Below are 19,325 nucleotides of genomic sequence, written 5' to 3'. Positions count from 1 at the left end.
GCAAGACGATTCTACTACGAAAATGCCAAGCGGTGCAGAGCCGATCTGGCATAGTCCCTCTTGAGCCTATCTCGCGGAGCGGACAACGATTCGGTTGCCACGAGTTTCGATGACCACAATCGGTGTGCCGTTGTCGAGCGGCTCGGCTTCGGCGATCACATCGACGAGTTCGTGGTTAATCCGCGCTTTTCCCGCCGGACGCAAATCCGTGGCGGCATAACCTTTGGCGCCGATGAGTGCCGAGAAATCGGCAACCGATTCGCGATGACCAAGTTCGTTCAGTTCGTCACCAACGGGTGGTTCAAGGACAATGTTCCGGAACAAGGGGGCTTGAGGCAGATAGCGCCGCGAAATGAGTATAAATGCCATCACGCCCAGCCCAGAGAGTGCGACCGTGCCGACCGAACGCGCAAGCTCCTCAAGCTCTACTTCGCTGTGGGGCCGGACAAATGTCAGACTGGCCAATACGAGCGAGGCGAGCATCATCGCGCCGCCTCCCAGGCCAAAGATGCCAAAGCCGGGAAGCACAAAGACTTCCAGCATGACGAAACAGAGACCTGCGACGAATAGCAGTGCCTCCAACCAACCAGCCGTGCCGTCGAGATACTTGCTCCAAAAGAACAGCAGCAAAGCGACTGCACCCACAAAGGCCCCTAAGCCGACACCCGGTGTACGGAACTCGATATAAATTCCTGCAAATCCGACCATCAGCAGAATGATCGCCAGCTCGGGAGTAGCCAGTGCCTCGATAAACTCAAGTGCCAAATTGGGTTGCGGATTGGGGACTTCCCCTGCCAGACCAAACTGCTGTTTCAACTCGTCAAAGGTATCAACCGTGTGCCAGGCAATTCCCCGTTCGTGCGCTTGTTGGCCATCGAGCACCAGTCTTTCATTTTTTTGCGACAACACTTGAGCTTGCTGCCAACTGACGGAATCGGGCTGCTCCGCTTGTTCTGCGGGGCTCATCAACCGAACTTCACCAGTAGCTTTGTTCTGATATTGGGCCAGTTCCAGATTAGGATCGACCAACTTTGCCAAGAGCGACCAAGTGTAATCCGTTCGCGGGGCCAGTGATTGGCGGATCGATTGCACAGCGGCAGCAAGCTGAGCATCTTCCGGACCGAGGGGACGATTCTTGATCCGTGGCTTGCCCTTTTTCATGACAACAGGCAATGCGCTGCTTAGTCGCGCCGTTGGATGCATAGCCAATTGGTCGCAGGATAAAGCCACCAAGGCCGCCGCGCCAGTCGCTTCCGATGGAACGTATGCCACGGTTCGCACAGAATTCGCATCCAATCGTGCCAGTGCAGAGGCCATGCGGATGCCTGCTTCGAGATCACCGCCAGCGCTATCGATTCGCACGCAGATCCAGTTGGCACCTTGTTGTTGAACAGCGGCGCCTAGCAAAGTTTCCATGCGGCTTGCGAGTCTTGGAGTTAGCTCGCCACTGATATCGATCACAACGGGTCGCCATTCGCTGGCAAAGGATTCATTCTCCACAAGTGCGTCGGCCGACACATTCAAGGCCGTGGCCAACCCGTCACGGGTCGAGGCGAGATATTTAACAAAGCCAAAACGCCGACCCTCGCGGCCGTCAAACTCGGCAAGCGTTCCTGCGGGAACCAAAACTTTTTCTTCCACGATCTCATGATCGGCGGCAAATTTTTTAAGTTCTTCGCGGGTCAGAAAGTGCGTGCCATCTTCGGCTTCGACTTGCAGCACCTCGACCGTGGGATCAATCATCGCCACGGCAAGCGCCACGGGAATGGTCAATCGGGTTTCGGCGATTTCTCGATAGGCGGCGACCAGGGTTTGACGGATAGATTCGTCAGTGGCCTCATCAGCACCCGCGTTGCCGATCATCGCCTCGGGGGCCATGACAATTTCTTCCGAGGCCAATGCCAGCAAGACACCGTGTCCATTGAGTGTGCGGGGGATAAACGCGACGATTTTTACGTCGGCCATTTCGCGGCTGCAGAGAAAGCGAGCGAGAGCAAATGCACGTTCAAATTGGCTGCCATCGCCGGCTTCTTCATTTTGTGGTCGGGCATCGAGTTGCAAAATCAAGAGCGGCCGCCGCGAGTCTTTGGTCACCCGGGATTGCTTTACAAGTTCATCCCGAACGCGGCGGATCGTCGTTTGCAGGGCTTGGTCGGCACTTCCCGTCAGCGGAAGTTGCACCCGCACGAGGCCAGCCAAGTTCTTGCTCGCAGGCGCGTCTTTAGGATCCGGATCTACGTTGACAGCCTGCACGGGAAGAACTGCAAAGGCGAGCCAACAGCCCAGCCATGGCCAGATCGTCCGTCGATGCCCAAACGGATTGCGAAAACCTAAAGGTGTCATACAGACGTTTTGTGCGAGAATTTCGAGCGCCTATTTTCGACGCAATTATACGTCGCTAGTGGAAAGGGGAAAAGAAAAGCCATTTTTCGCTGGTTTGGGCATGTCGTTTCAGCAATGAATTCGACAAACCAGCGGTGATCTTGGGAATTATTTTGCCGTGCCGTATTGCGAACGAATCGCTAGCAGCAAGTTTCCTGAGGCACTGTACTCGGTGCCTTGGTCGGTGGAGAGCATTGAAATCGGACCGGTGAGCGTGGCTTCGATGGTGCGGCAGGTCGCGAGTTCAATCACCACCGCGCCATGGGCCTCGACTTCGAGCGGGTTCTCAGGTTTGCCTTTCGCCAGGATCGTGGCATTGAACACGGCACACTTTTTTTGATTGACATCCTTGACCTCAACCAGCAGCATCTCAAACTTTTGCACCTCGCCCAGCGAATCGAAACCGATCATCTTGGTCGCCAGTTCCGTGGGAACTTGAAGAATCTCACCGACGCGAACCTCGCGAGACAGCAAGTATTCGGCCAGTGGATTGGGTTTGCCAAAGCTTTCCATCGTGCTGGCGACGATTTCATACTCTTCGCTGGTTGGAATCGATCCTTCCGCATCGGTGATGAAAAGACGATCATTCTCGCGAGTGATGAGATAGCTTTTGCCTTCGACAACTTGGGCAATTTCATCCGTGGGATTTTCGTTCTCAGGCGACATCAACCGCGAGAGCGGATAAGTCACTTTAGCTTGTCGTGCCTTGCCTTCCACGACTTCAATCACCTGAATGTCGCGCTCTTGGCGACGGCGGAGCCCTGTGGAGCCTTCATGAGCCACTTGGTCAGCTTGCTTGATGATTGTATGGAGATTGAGCTCCATACCGACGCGCTGGACAACGCGTTCACCAACGGACGTCGGTTGTTGTGTAAACCGGATAGTTGTTGGCTGCGCAACAGAGGCATTGTGAGTGGCGGGTTGAACAGCCGCTTCTTCCGCGTTCACGGTCGTTGTTAGAAGCAGTAGTAGGCAGCAGGCAAATTGCTTGAGCATGGTCAACTCGAAGTTGAGTGCGGAAATCGTTTGCCAAACGGTAGCATTTTCGCGATTTCATCCCAACAGCGCTTCCAAACCACGCCATGCCACCAGCCACGGGGCGGTTCCCTCTCGGTAGGTTTGCCACCATCGCCAGAGTTGCTCGCCAAGCTGTGGTGTAGCCTGGGGCACGATTTGCCAGCATGTGAGCGCCCGTTCGATCGTGGCAAGATTGCACGTGCCCCACTCCACGCCTTCCGCGGCGGTCAGAATAACAGGAAGTGTCGCCAGTTGAGCAAGTAGCGAAAGGCGATCCGCCGGGATCGGTTCACTATATATGGGTAAATCGGCGTTGAGCTGTGCTAGCAACCAACCGAGCCGCAAAGTTTCGGGCAAGTCATCATGCGGATCGGCGAGCATGGCCTCCAGCAGCACGCGATTTGATTTGAGATGGCCATAGCCGTATCCTCCCACCCACGGCGTAACCAATGTCACTTCTGCGGATGAGGCCACGAGGTTTTCCTCGGTGAGCCTTCGCACTTGGTGCAGCAATCCGGGCCCGCGAGCTTGCCATTGTTGTTGCAGCGGTCTGCCTCGTAGGGCCAGTTCCTCAACCAGTTCCGCTCGGCTCGTGAGAACTCTTGATTCAAGCCCGCTGATCGCCGCTGCGACTTGGCTCACTGTGGATTCGGAAGGGTTTCCGCGCAAACGCTTGAGAGTGACTTCGACCAACTGGCGATTGTTTTCATAGTCGCTCGCGAGGATCGCCAATTCGGTGAGGGTTTCTGCGACTGGCAAATGATTCTCACTGATGGCCGCGACAAGCTGTTCGGCCGGTTCGAAGATCAAATCTCCTAACTGCGTGTCGACGGCCGGCCAACCCTTGTACAGGCAGCACACAGAATGGAGACAACTGGCCGAGAAACTGGCTTTCCAGCGGATTTCCATCACAAATTCCTGAGTGCAATTGATACTTCCGGCATACTGCGCGCATTGCTGGCACGAAGTCAAGGCGGGCTTGGGTGCCGCCGAAAATACGTTATGGATATTTCTCGGATCGCCCTAGTGGCGAATCGTGCCGGTTGCTATCCTCCCCGCCCCGCTGCCGACGGCAAACGTCGGCGGATTTCGTGTTCGAACCTGTCTAAGCGTGTCTCGACCAACACGCCTTTTGAGAGACTACACCCATGCATCTCAAGCAGCATATTTTTGCGTCACTGTTAGCCGCCTCGTTTTCCGTAACGGCGATTGCTCAAACACAATATCCCACCCAGCTGACCACTCCCACGGCTCAGCAGCCTGTTGCGACTGCCGTCGCGCAAACGCCCAATATTTCGCAGGCTCAAACGATGGGTGCGCCGCTTGCCCAAGTGGCTTCCGTGCCGGCCCAACCGCCGGCGGAAGGGACGACTCCCACCCCACCCGCTCAGCCAGCCGCGCTTGGACCTCCCTTCAAATTGAGCGACGTCGAGCAGCAGTTCGTCGATCAGATCCTGCAAATGTGGGAAAACAAATCCAAGGACGTGAAGACGTTCGACTGCAAGTTCAATCGCTGGGAATACGATCCCGTGTTTGGACCCGCGAACGATCCGGCAATCAAGAGCCAGGGTCAGCTTTCCTACTCGAAGCCTGACAAAGGAAGCTTCAAGATCAGCGAAATCGAACGCTATGTGAAGAAGGACGAAACCTCGCCGGGAGTTTATGAAGCTCAGAAGCAAGAAGTCGGTGAGCACTGGGTTTGCGACGGCAAGGCGATCTTCGAATATAAGCACGACAAGAAGCAGCTTGTCGTCCAACCGTTGCCCGAGGAAATGCGGGGACAATCGATCGTCGATGGTCCCCTACCCTTTCTGTTTGGTGCCGAAGCCGACAAGTTGAAGCAGCGCTATTGGATTCGCAGCCTCAAGTCCGACGAAGGGACAATCTGGCTCGAAGCCTACCCACGTTTGCAGGCCGACGCCGCAAACTATCACCACGTCGACATCATGCTCAATCGCAAGACGATGATGCCCTCGGCGATTCAGATGCACATGCCCAACGGCCGGAACCGGTCGGTGTACATGTTCGAGCAACCGACCGTGAATGGGACGCTCGATGCGTTGTTCGGCTCGCTGTTTAGTTCGCCACGCACGCCACTGGGGTGGACGCGCGTGGTGGAAGAAATGCCATCCGCTCCGCAGGCGACGCAACCGGCGACGACACAGTTGAAGTAAACTTGGCAGCGTTATTGCGAGAGATCGGCATCGCGACGATGCCGGTTAACTATCGAGCACATCGCGGTAAACTTGCGCTACGCCTTGCGCCATGGCTTCCGCTGAAAACTTGGCCGCGTGTTGTTCGCGGGCATTCTCGCACATCGCTGGGTAGTCATAGCGGCTATCTGTCGCGATGATTTTGCCAATTGCTGCCGCGAGCTGCTCCGGATCATTCGGCTGAACGAGCAAGCCGTCGAGTCCGTCGCGAATCGCAGCTGGTATCCCTTCCACATTGCTGGCGATCACCGGCAAGCTCGCGGCCATCGCTTCTAATACGACCATCGGCAACCCTTCGCCAAACAGGCTGGGGAGCACGAACAGATCGGCGTGGCGAAGCTCGGCGGGTACGTCGCTCACGAAGCCGGTCCACTCGATGGCGTCGGTCAGGTCCAGCTTTGATACCAGCGAAAGCACTTCCTCCTCGTAGCCGGACGTTTCAAAAGGCCCCACGGCCAATAGCTGCACGTCTCGCCCCTGGGTTCTGAGGATCGCCAGCGCTTCCAGCAGAACTTCGATCCCCTTGCGTGGCCGGAATAAGGCCGCCATGCAGAGCGTCCATGTTCTGTGAGGACGCAGCCGGGTGATGGGCGTCACGCTGGGCACGCCGTTGGGAACGTAGACGACCTTCTCAGGAGCAAATCCTTGGCGAACCATCAGTTCGGCTAGGCTGGGCGAAACGGCGATCAGCTTCGTCGCGTGTCGTAGGAGCCAGCGCTCCATACGGTCATTAACAAAGTTCTGGATGCGACGTGTCGAGTCTTTGCCCGTCGGGCTGTGGACATGATACACGAGCGACACCCCTGCCTCACGAGCCGCGACCATGCCGGCCAAGAGCGAGCGTGGCGTATGGGCATGCACGAGGTCAAAGTCTTCGCGGCGGATCAACTTGGCGAGTTCTCTGCCACAACGCAGATCGAATCGCCCCCGCATCGGCGTGCGGTAGAGCGGCGCCTGTTTGTAGTGCCGTGCTTCAGGAAATCGCCCGGGCTTCACACAGGCAAAGCCGACTTCGAAGCCACAGTGGGGCAGTTCCTGGGCCAACAGGTCCTGCACCCGTTCCGCCCCCGAGTAATGCTCGCCGTTGATGACGTGCAGCACCCGGCGGGTGGCGATTCTCTGCGGAGTTGTCGATTCGTGCGTTAGGAGTGTAGCGGTCATACCGCAAGTTTAGGTCACAAAAACCTGTTCTCGCGTATGAACGCAGGCCAGGTTTTGTCACTTTTGGCACGTCGCCTGGGGTCCCAACTTTCGCGCGAAAAGTCCCTCTTTTTGTCACCGGCCCGTCGCGCAAGTCTCGATTTGCCCGGCTGGAAGCCACCGATACGTTGTTGTTGGGGATGTCCTGCAGCCAGCGCATAAAAAAACCGGGACGCGTCAAACGCATCCCGGTTTTTGAAAGAATTCAAGACTCAGTGTTGATCAGTAAGAACCGTCAGCAGGTTCGTTCGAGATGGCATCGTCAACCAGACCTGATTGCTTGCGATTGGATGTCATTAACTGAGCAAACACAAAGGGGTCAACTTGGTCGGAGACAAAGCTGACTTGAGAGCCAACAAACGTGGCGTTGACACCGCCCGGATGAAAGCTCGAAGCGATACCAGGGCGAGGCTGTTCAGGCTCTTCGACAGTCGGAGGAGTATAAGGGACCAAGCTATTCATGGTGTCACCCAGAACGCTCGATGAACCTCCAAATGATGAGTACGCGGCTACCGCCTTAGTACCATTGATGCGAAGTTTTGGATCAGTGGCGACGGCATTCGGCTCGACCCATGTGAAGCCAAAGTGAAAGTTCGCATCGGCAGTGTTGGTGTAGTCGTTATTGTCATTGGTGTAAGAGTAATAAAATGCTGCCAAACTCTCGGAAAACATCAGCGTTTTGCTGGTGCCGTCGCCCTTGCTGGAGATGTAAGCAAGAGTCATAGATAGGAGTGGCGCTTCTTCATCGTCGCGAATGTCTTGTGTGTTAGCTCTCCATGGAACACCTGTAGGCAAAGGCAAAGCACGAGTGCGATCAAGGAACACGCCATCGGCTGGATTCTCCCAAGAGTATCGCTTGTCTGCGTTCTCTCCGCGATTCCAGGCATTACGGAAACCAGAATTACCTACATAAGACAAGTTCGGAGCACGATCGACAGCGGGCGGATTGCTCGGGCAGACCAGTATTTCTATCTGCGGTAATTCATTGAGTACGTCTAAATTAATCACACCACCATTCTGCAAGCCATTATTGAATCTTTCAAAAAGCTGATTTTGTTCCATATAGGGAAACAAAGTGACGACCCAGCTGGCCCGGGAAATGAAATCACTTTTCGTGATACCTAGCTCGTTGATATATCCCGGTAGAGTATTTTGCGATGTCTCACGTGTCTGAATTGCTAGGCCCAGTTGCTTGAGGTTGTTCTTGCAGGTGTTGTTACGAGCCGCTTCGCGAGCCGCTTGTACGGCGGGTAGTAGCAACCCAACGAGCGTGCCGATGATGGCAATCACCACCAACAACTCGACCAGAGTAAATGCCCAACGCCGGCGCTGATTCGCCGAAAGAGAAAGAGAGTGACGATTAAGTGAGTGCCTCATCTCAAATATCTCCAATTCCTGGAAGGATGATCAGCGCATAGAAAACGCCGAGCATTAACAACTATCGGATAATCAATAATTCTCTGGTCCGAAAAGCCGACTAGCAACTTGAATTCTCGCAGTTTTCTAGCCGTTTGTCCAGAAAACTCTTATTTTCGCGGACAACCCTCCCATTTTAGCAGAAATCGACCTTTGCATTCTCTCGTCGACCTTTGCGTTCTCTTGTCTAAGCGATGCAGACAGAGGCGGTTGTCGGCGGGCTAAGGCCGCTGATATGTTAGAGGGCCTGACCGTACACCGAGGCGGTATAACAACACAAACCTTTTAGATATCCCTGGCAGGAGAAAGCACTTATGTCGATGTTCATCGGAGAAGCACTCACTGGCGACGGCAACGAAATCGCCCACATTGATCTGTTGATTGGCAGCAAGGACGGCCCCGTGGGGGTGGCATTTGCCAACGCCCTCGCCCGCCAAAGCGAAGGCCACACCAACTTGCTCGCCGTGTTGACGCCGAATCTGGCTGTGAAGCCCGCCACGGTGATGATCACCAAGGTGACGATCAAGGGGATGCGCCAAGCGGTGCAAATGTTTGGCCCCGCTCAAGCCGCGGTTGCCAAAGCCGTTGCCGACTCGGTCGCCGACGGCGTGATCAAGAAGGGCGATGCCGAGAATCTTGTTTGCGTGTGCGGCGTGTTCATTCACCCCGAAGCGGCTGATGACAAGAAGATATACGAATACAACTACGAAGCCACCAAGATGGCCATCAAGAACGCGATGGAAGGCAAGCCCTCGGCCGAGGAAATGATCGCCGGCAAGGACAAGGCGGCTCATCCGTTCCGCGGCTTCTAAAGGCCATGAAAAAGATACTGCTCTTTTTAGACAGCGATCCGCAGCCGAGTGCGTTCGACAGCATTGTCGCAATCGATGCGGGCGTGGATCATTTGTTGCGCCACGGTGGGGTGACTCCCGCCGCGGTGCGCAATTTGGTTCATGGAGCGATGTTCACCCGTGGCGGTGACGAACTGAAAAACTCGGCCGTGTTTATTAGTGGTTCCGACGTCGTCGCTGGTGAGCAGATTTTACAAGCCGTGCGCGAATCGTTTTTCGGACCAGTCCGTGTCTCGGTGATGCTCGACTCGAACGGGGCGAACACAACGGCCGCGGCGGCAGTTGTGTGTGCCAGCCGGCATTTGCCGTTGGGCCCAGAAACCAATGCCCTCGTATTGGGAGCGACGGGGCCGGTCGGGCAGCGGGTGGTGCGGATGTTGGCCCGAGAGGGTGTTGATGTTCGTGTTGCTTCGCGTAAAAGAACTCACGCCGAGGCCGTTTGTCATCGAATTGGCGTGGCCGTGCCGAGCGCGCGGCTGACTTCGCATTCCACGACCGATCATGACATGGCATCGCTCCTAGACGGGGTACAACTGGTGATTTCCGCTGGCGCGGCCGGTGTGGAACTTTTGGACAAAGCCACTCGCTTAGCGTCGACTTCGTTGCAAGTGGCGATTGATCTCAACGCCGTTCCACCCGTGGGAATTGGGGGCATCGAGCCGACGGATAAAGCCACCAAGCAAGGGAAGCAGCTTTGTTATGGCGCGCTGGGTGTAGGTGGCCTCAAGATGAAGATTCACAAAGCCGCGATCCGTCAGCTTTTCGATTCCAACCAGCGCGTGTTCGATGCCGACGAGATTTATAATCTCGGCAAGTTGCTGGCCGACGCAAAATAAGTGAGACTATTGAGCCCGCCAGTCGTGGCGAATTGAGCGCGGTGCCAGCACCGCGGCGAAATAGTTCTTGGTTTGTGCCGTGGCTAAATTTTCTAAGCGTCGCTCGAATAAAAATTCTCTGTCGCTTGAGCGTGCGCGGAGCGGCAATGCCTGGGTCTTCTCTCATCCCCGTGAAGTGCTTGAATGTGCGGAAGACCTGGAAGAAGTTCGCGACATGATCGCGGCGGGGGAAACGGAAATCGCCGTCGACGAATTGCGGTGGCTGTTGGAACTTTGTGGCGAAATGTTGGCCGCGCATTTTCTGCTGGGCAAAATCGCTGTGGAAATCAACGACGACATTCCGCTGGGGCGCGGGCATTTTGGCGCGGGTTATCAATTGGGTCTCCAGGCGTGGCGTCGCGCGGGCGAGCCCAAGCCGGTCGCGGCGATGCATCCGGCCAATCGTGTGTTCTTCGATTGTGGGCGCGGATTGGTGTGGTGTCTGCATGGTTTGCAGCTCACACCGCTGGCGATCGAGGTCGTCGAGCAGATGCTTGTGCTCGATCCGACGGATCCGCTCGCGCTCAAAGGTTGGCTCGACGAACTGCGCACCGACGGAAAAGAAGTCGTCGAACTGGGTGGACTCTTCTTGAAGAAAAATGAGTAGCCGCCAGCGCAAGCTGGTGGGTATGCGTGCCGATCACCAGCTTGCGCTGGCGGCTAGGGCAGCGCCACATTCTTAAGCTCAAACTCAATTGACACTTCTACAATCGCGGCGGGTGTGCTGTAGACCCACGTGTATTCAGCGAGTTTCTTCGCGGGGACATCGAAGTAGTAAGCGAGCCCCAACTTGCGCGTGGTTTGCATCGTCGATTCAAAGCCCGCATGTTCGAGCTTTTCACCAGCCGCATTTTCCAGATACGTGGGGTTCTGAAAATTCCAACTCCCTTGGGTGACTTGTGCGGGCAATTTTTCGTCGAATTCCACGCGCATGTGCAATTCGCAAAGCCCTTGATTCTCGCGGACTTGCTCGAGCACGACCGTCACTCCGCCTTCGGTCTGTGTGACGTTTTTGGCTTTGTCCAGTTTGTCGAAACGAAACTCGGGCGTGTTGGTCGCCACCAAGGTTTTGATGCGGCCTTTGAGGGAACTGATCGCGCCGACTTGTTGGCCTTGGAGTTGCAACGGAATCTGTAGCTTGACGGCATGACTCTCCGTAGGGACTTCAACGCTTAATTCGCCATGGCTTTCCGGCACGGAGATCGGCGTTTTTTCGTCGGCCATCAACTTCAGATCGCCGATCGCTTGCGAAAACATGAGCGGATGCAGCCGCGGTTCCCAAGCGATTTCGAGTTCCACCGTGGCGCGATGATCGCCGATGACGCGCTTGTCGAGATGCGAACTGACCTGTGTGACTTCCAACCGGAACGGACCCACGTAGATGGCATCGCCGAAGCGCGGGGCCATGCCTTCGTAGCGTCGACCAACGGGTAAGCCGTCGGCGGATGAGTCGTTGAGCGGCTCTAGCAGCGCGGCATCGAAAAATTTATCCATCAGCGGCCAGAACTCGCGGTCGCTGAGGCTGAAATTCCAAGAAAGTGGCTCTCCGGAATCGCGGAAACGGGCTGTTTCGTCGACGAGTTTGTTGCCCGTTTGCTTTTCAACGTCGGCGAACACGCTCTTGAGATCCGAACCCGCCGTGATGAGCGACAGCCGCGTCGGTTGTAGGATTTCCTCGGGGGTCGGCTCGGCGGCGTGGCCGATGGGCAGGAGCTGTGAAAGCACTAAGACAAGGCTGAATTGAAAATGAGAGTTCATGTGCCAATTGTACTGTTTCGCGCGACTGTAGCGAGTGATGTTCGGCATTTATAGGCTAAGCTTTTTGAGTAACAATCTCTTCACCGCCATCAGCGAATTCTCATGCGCTATCCATTGATTCTGCTTGTGTGTTGTCTGGCCGTGCAGGCCAAGGCTCAGGGTCCGGCTCCCTTTATGATGCTCACGCACGTGGGGGGCGAATCGCTCGAAGGCCAGCCGCTCGCCTGGAATGACGAGCAAATGGTCCTGATGGGTCGGGACGGACAGCTTTACGAATTCCCGCCCAAGAGTGCGCAGAAATCGAAAAAGACCGCCAGCCAATTCCGCGGCTATTCGATCATGGAGATGCGCGACCGACTGCGGGAGGAATTTGGCAAAGAGTACGACATCAGCCACACCCAGCATTTTGTGGTGGTGCATCCCAAAGGGGCCTGGAGCGTTTGGGCGGATCGGCTGGAAGCTTTGTACCGTTCGTTCACGCATTACATGTCGGTGCGGGGCTTCAATTTGGATGAACCGCGCGTGCCGCTGGTCGCTGTCGTGTTTCGCAATCAGGGGGATTACTATCGCTACGCAGAGGCGAGCGGCACGCCGATGCAGCCCAACACCTTGGGACATTATTCGACGGGCACGAACCGCGTCTATCTGTATGACGAAGGTCGCGAGGAAGGCAAAGATTGGGAGGCTAGTGACGATACGATTGTCCACGAAGCGACGCATCAAACCGCGTTCAATGTGGGCGTGCATCAACGATTCGCTGAGCAGCCACGGTGGTTGGGCGAGGGACTCGCCACGATGTTCGAAGCACCGGGACTGTGGGACGCGCGTTCGACGCACACTCGCAAAGACCGCATCAATCAGGGGCGACTCAATGACTTTCGCTATTTTCTGAAGGATCGCTCGCCGAATGCCATCGGCCAGATTGTCGCGTCGGACAAGATGTTTCAGAGCGATACCGCGCGGGCGTATGCCGAGGCTTGGATGCTTTCCTTTTTCTTGTGCGAAACCCGGCCGCAAGAGTATTGCGACTATCTGGAACGAGTGGGAGCGCGCAAACCGTTCAGCAAATACACGGCCAAGCAGCGCGTGGCTGATTTCACGCGGTATTTCGGTAGCGACGTGAAGCAGCTCAATGCCGAGATGTTGCGATTTGTCGAGGATTTGAAATAGTTAAACGCAAAGTTCGCGGAGGAGCGGAGAAACGCAAAGCAAAGACATGTAAACCTTTGCGGACTTCGCGTACTCGGCGATCTTTGCGTTTCAAATTCTTATCTTTGATCCCGCGGCACGAAATCGCGGATCGTGGGGCCCGTGTAGACTTGGCGTGGCCGGCAGATCTTTTTGTTCGGGTTCTCGTGCATTTCGCTCCAGTGAGCGATCCAGCCGGGGAGGCGGCCGATGGCGAAGAGGACCGTGAACATCGGGACGGGGATGCCGATCGCGCGATAGATCACGCCCGAGTAGAAATCGACGTTGGGATACAGTTTGCGTTCGATGAAGTATTCATCATTGAGCGCGACTTCTTGCAACTGCCGCGCGATATCGAAAATCGGATCGTCGATGCTGCGCTTGTTGAGCAGTCGCTCGCACATGGCCTGGATGATCGTGGCGCGGGGGTCGAAGTTTTTGTAAACGCGATGGCCGAAGCCCATCAGCCGGAAGCTGCTGGACTTGTCTTTGGCGAGGTCGACGTATTTCTTGACGTTGCCGCCGTCTTTGCGAATCTGCTCAAGCATGGCCACGCAGGCTTCGTTGGCACCGCCGTGCAGCGGTCCCCACAGGGCACTGATGCCCGCGGAGATCGAAGCAAATAGATTGGCGTTCGAGGAACCCACCATCCGCACGGTCGACGTGCTGCAATTCTGTTCGTGGTCGGCGTGAACGATCAGTAGCAGATTCAGCGCTTCGACGAAATCGGGGTCGGCTTCGTAAGGCTCGGACGGAACCGAGAACATCATCCGCAAGAAGTTTTCGCAGTAAGTAAGATCGTTCTTGGGATAGACGAACGGTTGGCCGATGGACTTTTTGTAAGCGAACGCGGCGATCGTGGGGAGCTTGGCTAGCAGCCGCATGACCGATTCTTCGACCTGGCCTTTGTCATGCGGGTCAAGCGAATCTTGGTAGAAGGTCGAGAGCGCGCCCACGACGGAACTGAGGATCGCCATGGGATGGGCATCGCGGGGGAAGCCGTCGTAAAACATCCGCATGTCTTCGTGCAGCATCGTGTGGCGACGAAGCTTCATCCGAAACTTATGCAATTGCTCTTCGGTGGGGAGTTCACCGTTAATCAGCAGGTAAGCAACTTCGATGAAATCGCAGTTTTGCGCCAGTTGCTCGATGGGATAGCCGCGATAGCGCAAAATCCCCTGCTCGCCGTCGAGGTAGGTGATCGAACTTTTCGTCGACCCGGTGTTCATGTAGCCGTCGTCGAGCGTGATGTAACCCGTGGCGCCGCGGAGCTTGGTAATATCGACGGCCCGCTCTAGCTCGGTACCTTCAACGATTGGCAGCTCGACTTCGGCATCACCAAGAATCAGTTTTGCGACTTCGGACATCGCGGAATCCCTTTTCACTGTTGTGCTTATGGTCGGCTTGATCACGAAATACAGAGCGTCCTCAGACCGGAGATCGCTCGGGCCACGGAGAGAACCGTGTTACGGCTACCATTTGTGGCAACCACTTTATGCCGCCAATGTGAGTGTACCGGTGCCCCGGCGAACGATCAATTGGTGCAATTTAGAAGAGATTTGAAATCAGAATTTCTGATGCAAGGTGTCCGTTCTTAACGAACCTGATTTTCTCGCATGGCTCGCTGCTTCAATTCTGAACCACGAAATTCACCATCGAAGACGGTCCAGATGCGGCTGTTGTCGCGGAGATTGTCGAGCTCGACCGTGACCTGCGATTTTTTGTTTTCACCTTCAATAATCTTGCGAATGTCGGCCTGGGCTTCCGTGAAAGGGGTGCGCCCTGCTTCTTTGCGTTCGAGGACACGGATGATGTGAAAGCCGATTTCGCTTTCGATGACGTCGCTCATTTGGCCAACTTCGAGGGAAAAGATCGCTTCATCGATCTTCGCACTGCGCAACGCCCCGCGCGTGGTCCATTCGTGAGTCCCGCCCGAGGCGGCGGTGATGCCGTGCGATTTGGCTTTGGCGATGTCGCCGAACACGGGCCCGCGCAAATCAGGATTTGCGGTGACGTGTTGCCAAACTTCATTTCCCATCTCGGCGATGGTTTTCCACGCGGCGGCTCGATCCCCGTTCACGCGTGCGAATTGAATCGACAATTCTTCCCATCTTGCCTGGGCAGGAAAGTCGAATTCCGCTTCATGCTTTTGGTAGTAAGCCAACAAGTCGTCGTGGGTGATCGCTTTCTGACTAGGAGCCATTTGGCGGAGCCATTCCCCGGCGATTGTGCGCTCGCAGAACTGACGTTTAACGTCGGGGATCGATGTTCCCCGAGCGCGCAAGAATTCATCCAACTCGGCGCGGTCTTTGAGTTTCAAGGATTCGCACAGGCGGGGGACTTCCGACTGTTCAAAGGGTTCGCTGAGGTTCTGTTCGATCTTGGGCAAATTCTCGGCGGGTATTTTCCGGCGGAAGTCGGCATACAAAACTTTGGTGTCGATCAGTCCCATGACTTGTTGTCGGAGCAGCGCACGTTTGGCATCTTCGACTTGATCGGGAGGAATGCGATCGCGGTTGGCTTCGAGCAGCAAGTTGACTTGCCAGAGGACGTCGCTAGCGAGCACGATTTCACCGTCGATCTTGGCGACGATTTCGCCCCCTTCAAGCGGCTTGGCCGTGGCCGAAGTCGGCGTAGGTGTGACCGAATAATCGATGACCGGTTCGGCGGCTTGCACCGAAGGCGGAGGGACCACAGCCGCCGGCGACGAATTTGTGTCGATGTTCTGGACGCCACGTACCGCTGAGGGAGGCGGTGGGGCAAAAGGCGCGTCCGTTTGCGCAAGGCCCAGACCGGCGCTCAACAGCGCCGATGGCACGCAAACGATCGTTGTTATCAATCGCAGAGATAACAAGTGCACGGATCCCCTCGGAAAAACCTGTATTCGATAAGCTTCAGCGCGAACGATTTGACTAGCGGGACTCTGCCTATAGCCAAAACTGGGCGCTAGAAAGCGGGGGGGAGTCTAGTGGCTGGGCTCAATTCGCTGCAAGAGCGTTTCCAGTGATTCCATAATTCGCTCCGGCTCGGCGATCTCTTTGCCCAGCGGCAAATAAGCACTCTGATCGTCGGCGATCCGCAACTGTCCCTGGCTGCGTGCTACCAGCAAGTCGAGTTGCCGGCGGCTTTTATAGCCCAGCACCACGTACTGCCCTTCCACGTGGATCGAGCCGATCTGCCAGCCGTGGGCCCAAATCCGCAAGCGTGCTAGCTGCACCAGTTGCTCCACGGGGGCAGGCAGCGGACCAAAGCGGTCGACCAGTTCCGCGCGGAATTCGTCGAGATCCTTTTCGGCGACCAAACGGCTCAAGCGGCGATAGAGATCGATTTTGATCCGCATGTCGGGAACATATTGGCGTGGAAAGAAGGCCCCGATGGGGAGGTCCACCAACACGTCAACGGAATCGCGTGGCGGAAGTTTCTTGAGCTGCCGAACTGCCTTTTCGAGCAACGCACAATAAAGTTCGTAACCCACCGTGGCTATGTGACCGCTTTGTTGTGTGCCGAGCAAATTGCCCGCCCCGCGGAGTTCAAGATCGCGCATCGCGAGCGCGAAGCCGGCCCCCATTTGGCTGAATTCTTCGATCGCGCGCAACCGCCGCGCCGCATCGGGCGAAAGATGTCGGTTCTCATCGACGAGCAAATAGCAATACGCGCGATGTTTGTAGCGGCCCACACGACCGCGGAGTTGATGCAAGTCGGCCAGCCCGTAGCGGTCGGCGTCGTCGATGAAAATGGTATTGGCATTGGGAATGTCGAGACCGCTTTCGATGATCGTCGTGGCCAGCAGGATGTCGTAACTGCCGCGGACAAAGCCGAGCATCGCGTCTTCGAGTTCCGTCTCAGTCATCTGCCCATGTCCGATGCCGATGCTCGCTTCGGGGACGATCTCTCGCAATTTGGCCGCAAGATTGTGGATATCGTGAATGCGATTGTGGACGAAGAACACCTGGCCACCGCGATTGAGTTCGCGCAAGATCGCATGGCGGAGGAGTGTTTCATCGAAGCGGGCGACACGTGTCTCGACTGCCAAGCGATCTTTGGGGGGCGTTTCCAAGTTGGAAATGCTGCGAGCGCCCAACAGCGACATGTGAAGCGTGCGCGGAATGGGGGTGGCGGTCATGGTAAGCACGTCGACGCTTGCGCGCAAGGCTTTGAGTCGTTCCTTGACGGTCACGCCGAAGCGTTGTTCCTCGTCGATAATCACGAGGCCCAGATTTTGGAATTTCACGTCGGGCGAAACCAAACGGTGCGTGCCGATCAGTAAGTCGATACTGCCTGCGGCGGTTCCTTCTAGAATCTGGCGCTGCTCTTTGGTCGAGCTGAACCGCGTGAGCGTGGCGATTTGGAACGGATACTCAGCCATTCGTTGCTTGAATGTGCGGCCATGTTGTTCGGCCAGCACAGTCGTCGGCACAAGTACGGCGACTTGATAACCGGCGTCGATGGCTTTGAACGCGGCCCGCATCGCCATTTCGGTTTTGCCAAAACCGACGTCGCCGCAAAGCAGCCGATCCATCGGCTTGGAAAGTTGCATGTCGGCTTTGATCGAGGCGATGGCCGACAGTTGGTCGGGGGTTTCTTGATAAGGAAACGCGGCATCAAACTCCTGCTGCCACACCGTGTCGTCGGGAAAGGCGATGCCGGGGCGCGAACTACGAGCTGCCTCGAGTTCCAACATTTCGGTGGCGTAATCGGTGACGGCTTTCTCGGCCGCTTGTTTCTGGCGAACCCACGATTTGCCGCCGATGTGAGCGAGCGTGGGTCGTGCCTGCCGCCCGCCGACATACTTTTGCACGAGCTCGATGCGGCTCGTGGGGACATAGATTCGCGTGCCGCCGTGGAACTCAACTTCGAGATGTTCTTCGGCCCCCTGCTCTTTTTCGAGCAGTTTCAAACCACGATAACGGCCGATGCCATGCGAAAGATGGACAACCAAATCCCCTTCGCGGAGTTGCAGAAAACTGTCGATCGCCCGGCCCGTTTGTCGTTGGGTCGGACGTGAAAATTCTTCACGATGAAAAAGCTCGGCGGCGCTGATGAGCACGACTTGCTCTTGGACAAAGCGAAATCCCCGAGCAAGTCGTCCGGTTACAAACTGAAGCAGTCCTTCTTTAAGCAAGCGTGTTTGAGAAAAAAGTTCATCAAGGCGTTCGGCTTCGGCCTCGGTTTCGGTCACCATATAAACGCGATGATCCGCCGCGGCGGTTTCTAGCTCCTCTCGCACGCGGTGAATATCGCCGCTGAAGCGTTCGACCGATTCAAACTGCAAATGGGCCGTCGTGTCATACGACCCCGTCGGCACCCCCGCCGCTGTGACCGTGGGAAATTTGTTGATTTCGCTGAGTGTGAGCGACGTGGAAAAAAAGTTCTCCGGCTTTTCGAGACGCTGGTGATAGTAGCGGCCTTCTTCTTGGAGTTCGTTGGGTTCGACAAGCAAGAACCAACTCTCCTGGGGCAGGTAGGCAGTAAGGTGCGTGCGGTTCTCGCGTGTTGGTTGTAGGACCGTGATATCGACGGACTGCAGTGATTCCAAGCTCCGCTGGGTAGCGACGTCGAACGTCCGCAACGATTCGACTTCGTCGCCAAAGAGCTCGACCCGAATCGGGTGTTCGGCATCGGGAGGGTAAAGGTCGAGAATTCCTCCGCGCAAGGAAAACTCGCCCGCGAGCTCCACCGCTGAGGTGCTTGTACACCCTTCCTCGGCAAGCCAGCGGGTGAGCTCCGCCGTGTCGAGCGTGTCGCCCACTTTGATTTGCCGGGTGGCTTGAGCGAGTGTCTCCGCGCTCGGCACGGGCTGCATCAAACTTTGGATGGCTGTGACAATGATGCGCGGCTTGCGCTGGGAACTCAGAGATTTGAGAAGTCGCAGGCGCTGGCCATAGATTTCGTCGTTGAGTACCCGCTCGCCGGCGTCGGTTTCCCAGGCGGGGAATTGCGCCACAGTGGCGTCGGTAAACAGCGTGAGGTCGTCGGAGAGCGAATCGAGGTCGCGAATGTGCGGCAAAACCACGACCAAGGTTTGCGGGGCGTGGTGTTCGAGGGCCGCCGCGACGAGCGCGCAGGAGGAACCCCAGACTCCGCCGAGCGTCCCGCCATGACCTGCGGTCAAGCTCGCTAGCACGTCAGCGAAGCCGCTGTGCCGCTCAAGTTGGTTGGCCAGTTGGTGCAGCTCACGGGCAGCCGCCGTACTGGCCTCGACGACTGTGGACATCATGCAAGTGAGCGAATTGTAAGCCGGATGCACGATTGAGAAAAGACAATAACGGACTGTGAGAGCATCTGCCTGATGGAGAGATTTGATCGGACAATCCGATTTTTTTTCAGCAGTCTACCGCAAGAGAGCATTTACAGGTCGGGTATTTGGCGGAAAGTTGTAATCGCTCTCTGTACACCAGCGTATTTGCTGGTGCCTACCTTGTTTG

The 19,325-nt window shown here is 56.3% G+C and carries 14 protein-coding genes; 5 read left to right on the top strand and 9 right to left on the bottom strand.

The features are described 5' to 3' along the window. Positions 1-66: 66 nt before the first annotated feature. The 3 genes from SH678x_RS20665 to SH678x_RS20655 all read right to left on the bottom strand — a co-directional run bounded on the left by SH678x_RS20665 (position 67) and on the right by SH678x_RS20655 (position 4,308). Positions 67-2,343 carry an NfeD family protein gene (locus tag SH678x_RS20665; protein WP_496920355.1) on the bottom strand — a complete coding sequence of 759 codons (2,277 nt, stop codon included), beginning with the start codon at positions 2,341-2,343 and terminating at the stop codon, positions 67-69. 147 nt (positions 2,344-2,490) lie between these two features. Beyond that, the gene (locus tag SH678x_RS20660; protein WP_496920354.1) at positions 2,491-3,378 is read right to left on the bottom strand and encodes a hypothetical protein; all 888 of its coding nucleotides are present in this window, start codon (positions 3,376-3,378) and stop codon (positions 2,491-2,493) included. 57 nt (positions 3,379-3,435) lie between these two features. After that, positions 3,436-4,308: a hypothetical protein gene (locus tag SH678x_RS20655; RefSeq protein ID WP_496920353.1), complete on the bottom strand. Its 873-nt coding sequence runs from the start codon at positions 4,306-4,308 to the stop codon at positions 3,436-3,438. A gap of 239 nt (positions 4,309-4,547) precedes the next feature. Between SH678x_RS20655 and SH678x_RS20650 the strand changes: the two genes are divergently transcribed. Continuing rightward, the gene (locus SH678x_RS20650; protein WP_496920352.1) at positions 4,548-5,573 is read left to right on the top strand and encodes a TIGR03009 domain-containing protein; all 1,026 of its coding nucleotides are present in this window, start codon (positions 4,548-4,550) and stop codon (positions 5,571-5,573) included. Positions 5,574-5,618: 45 nt separating this feature from the next. Here the strand turns inward: SH678x_RS20650 and SH678x_RS20645 are convergent, their stop codons facing one another. Both SH678x_RS20645 and SH678x_RS20640 read right to left on the bottom strand, forming a co-directional pair. Continuing rightward, positions 5,619-6,773: a glycosyltransferase family 4 protein gene (locus tag SH678x_RS20645; RefSeq protein WP_496920351.1), complete on the bottom strand. Its 1,155-nt coding sequence runs from the start codon at positions 6,771-6,773 to the stop codon at positions 5,619-5,621. A 261-nt stretch (positions 6,774-7,034) separates the two neighbouring features. Further along, positions 7,035-8,189, bottom strand: a complete 1,155-nt coding sequence (locus SH678x_RS20640) for a DUF1559 family PulG-like putative transporter (protein ID WP_496920350.1) — start codon at positions 8,187-8,189, stop codon at positions 7,035-7,037. A 353-nt stretch (positions 8,190-8,542) separates the two neighbouring features. Here SH678x_RS20640 and fae point away from each other — a divergent pair, with 353 nt between their 5' ends. The 3 genes from fae to SH678x_RS20625 all read left to right on the top strand — a co-directional run bounded on the left by fae (position 8,543) and on the right by SH678x_RS20625 (position 10,561). Beyond that, the gene (gene fae / locus SH678x_RS20635) at positions 8,543-9,040 is read left to right on the top strand and encodes a formaldehyde-activating enzyme (RefSeq protein WP_496920349.1); all 498 of its coding nucleotides are present in this window, start codon (positions 8,543-8,545) and stop codon (positions 9,038-9,040) included. A gap of 5 nt (positions 9,041-9,045) precedes the next feature. Next, positions 9,046-9,915: an NAD(P)-dependent methylenetetrahydromethanopterin dehydrogenase gene (locus SH678x_RS20630; protein ID WP_496920348.1), complete on the top strand. Its 870-nt coding sequence runs from the start codon at positions 9,046-9,048 to the stop codon at positions 9,913-9,915. Between the two features lie 79 nt (positions 9,916-9,994). Then, complete coding sequence (locus SH678x_RS20625) at positions 9,995-10,561, top strand: hypothetical protein (protein WP_496920347.1); 567 nt, start codon at positions 9,995-9,997, stop codon at positions 10,559-10,561. Positions 10,562-10,614: 53 nt separating this feature from the next. On the opposite strand, the gene SH678x_RS20620 is transcribed toward SH678x_RS20625, so the two are convergent. Continuing rightward, complete coding sequence (locus SH678x_RS20620; protein ID WP_496920346.1) at positions 10,615-11,712, bottom strand: hypothetical protein; 1,098 nt, start codon at positions 11,710-11,712, stop codon at positions 10,615-10,617. Positions 11,713-11,814: 102 nt separating this feature from the next. Here SH678x_RS20620 and SH678x_RS20615 point away from each other — a divergent pair, with 102 nt between their 5' ends. Continuing rightward, positions 11,815-12,882, top strand: a complete 1,068-nt coding sequence (locus tag SH678x_RS20615; RefSeq protein WP_496920345.1) for a DUF1570 domain-containing protein — start codon at positions 11,815-11,817, stop codon at positions 12,880-12,882. A 98-nt stretch (positions 12,883-12,980) separates the two neighbouring features. Here the strand turns inward: SH678x_RS20615 and SH678x_RS20610 are convergent, their stop codons facing one another. The 3 genes from SH678x_RS20610 to mfd all read right to left on the bottom strand — a co-directional run bounded on the left by SH678x_RS20610 (position 12,981) and on the right by mfd (position 19,117). Then, positions 12,981-14,267 carry a citrate synthase gene (locus SH678x_RS20610; protein ID WP_496920344.1) on the bottom strand — a complete coding sequence of 429 codons (1,287 nt, stop codon included), beginning with the start codon at positions 14,265-14,267 and terminating at the stop codon, positions 12,981-12,983. 227 nt (positions 14,268-14,494) lie between these two features. Next, entirely contained in the window at positions 14,495-15,760 is a 1,266-nt protein-coding gene (locus SH678x_RS20605; RefSeq protein WP_496920343.1) for a peptidylprolyl isomerase, read from the bottom strand. Between the two features lie 105 nt (positions 15,761-15,865). Continuing rightward, positions 15,866-19,117 (bottom strand): transcription-repair coupling factor, encoded by a 3,252-nt coding sequence (mfd, locus tag SH678x_RS20600; RefSeq protein WP_496920342.1) that lies wholly within the window; start codon positions 19,115-19,117, stop codon positions 15,866-15,868. Positions 19,118-19,325: the final 208 nt, after the last annotated feature.

It is taken from the genome of Bythopirellula superficialaquae, from assembly GCF_059632245.1.
This window is presented reverse-complemented; position numbering and strand designations above follow the sequence as displayed.

Excerpts from the sequence above, each read along its gene's own strand:
- SH678x_RS20665 (WP_496920355.1), bottom strand. The coding sequence starts at position 2,343 with ATGACACCTTTAGGTTTTCGCAATCCGTTTGGGCATCGACGGACGATC.
- SH678x_RS20660 (WP_496920354.1), bottom strand. The coding sequence starts at position 3,378 with ATGCTCAAGCAATTTGCCTGCTGCCTACTACTGCTTCTAACAACGACC.
- SH678x_RS20655 (WP_496920353.1), bottom strand. The coding sequence starts at position 4,308 with ATGGAAATCCGCTGGAAAGCCAGTTTCTCGGCCAGTTGTCTCCATTCT.
- SH678x_RS20650 (WP_496920352.1), top strand. The coding sequence starts at position 4,548 with ATGCATCTCAAGCAGCATATTTTTGCGTCACTGTTAGCCGCCTCGTTT.
- SH678x_RS20645 (WP_496920351.1), bottom strand. The coding sequence starts at position 6,773 with ATGACCGCTACACTCCTAACGCACGAATCGACAACTCCGCAGAGAATC.
- SH678x_RS20640 (WP_496920350.1), bottom strand. The coding sequence starts at position 8,189 with ATGAGGCACTCACTTAATCGTCACTCTCTTTCTCTTTCGGCGAATCAG.
- fae (WP_496920349.1), top strand. The coding sequence starts at position 8,543 with ATGTCGATGTTCATCGGAGAAGCACTCACTGGCGACGGCAACGAAATC.
- SH678x_RS20630 (WP_496920348.1), top strand. The coding sequence starts at position 9,046 with ATGAAAAAGATACTGCTCTTTTTAGACAGCGATCCGCAGCCGAGTGCG.
- SH678x_RS20620 (WP_496920346.1), bottom strand. The coding sequence starts at position 11,712 with ATGAACTCTCATTTTCAATTCAGCCTTGTCTTAGTGCTTTCACAGCTC.
- SH678x_RS20615 (WP_496920345.1), top strand. The coding sequence starts at position 11,815 with ATGCGCTATCCATTGATTCTGCTTGTGTGTTGTCTGGCCGTGCAGGCC.
- SH678x_RS20610 (WP_496920344.1), bottom strand. The coding sequence starts at position 14,267 with ATGTCCGAAGTCGCAAAACTGATTCTTGGTGATGCCGAAGTCGAGCTG.
- mfd (WP_496920342.1), bottom strand. The coding sequence starts at position 19,117 with ATGATGTCCACAGTCGTCGAGGCCAGTACGGCGGCTGCCCGTGAGCTG.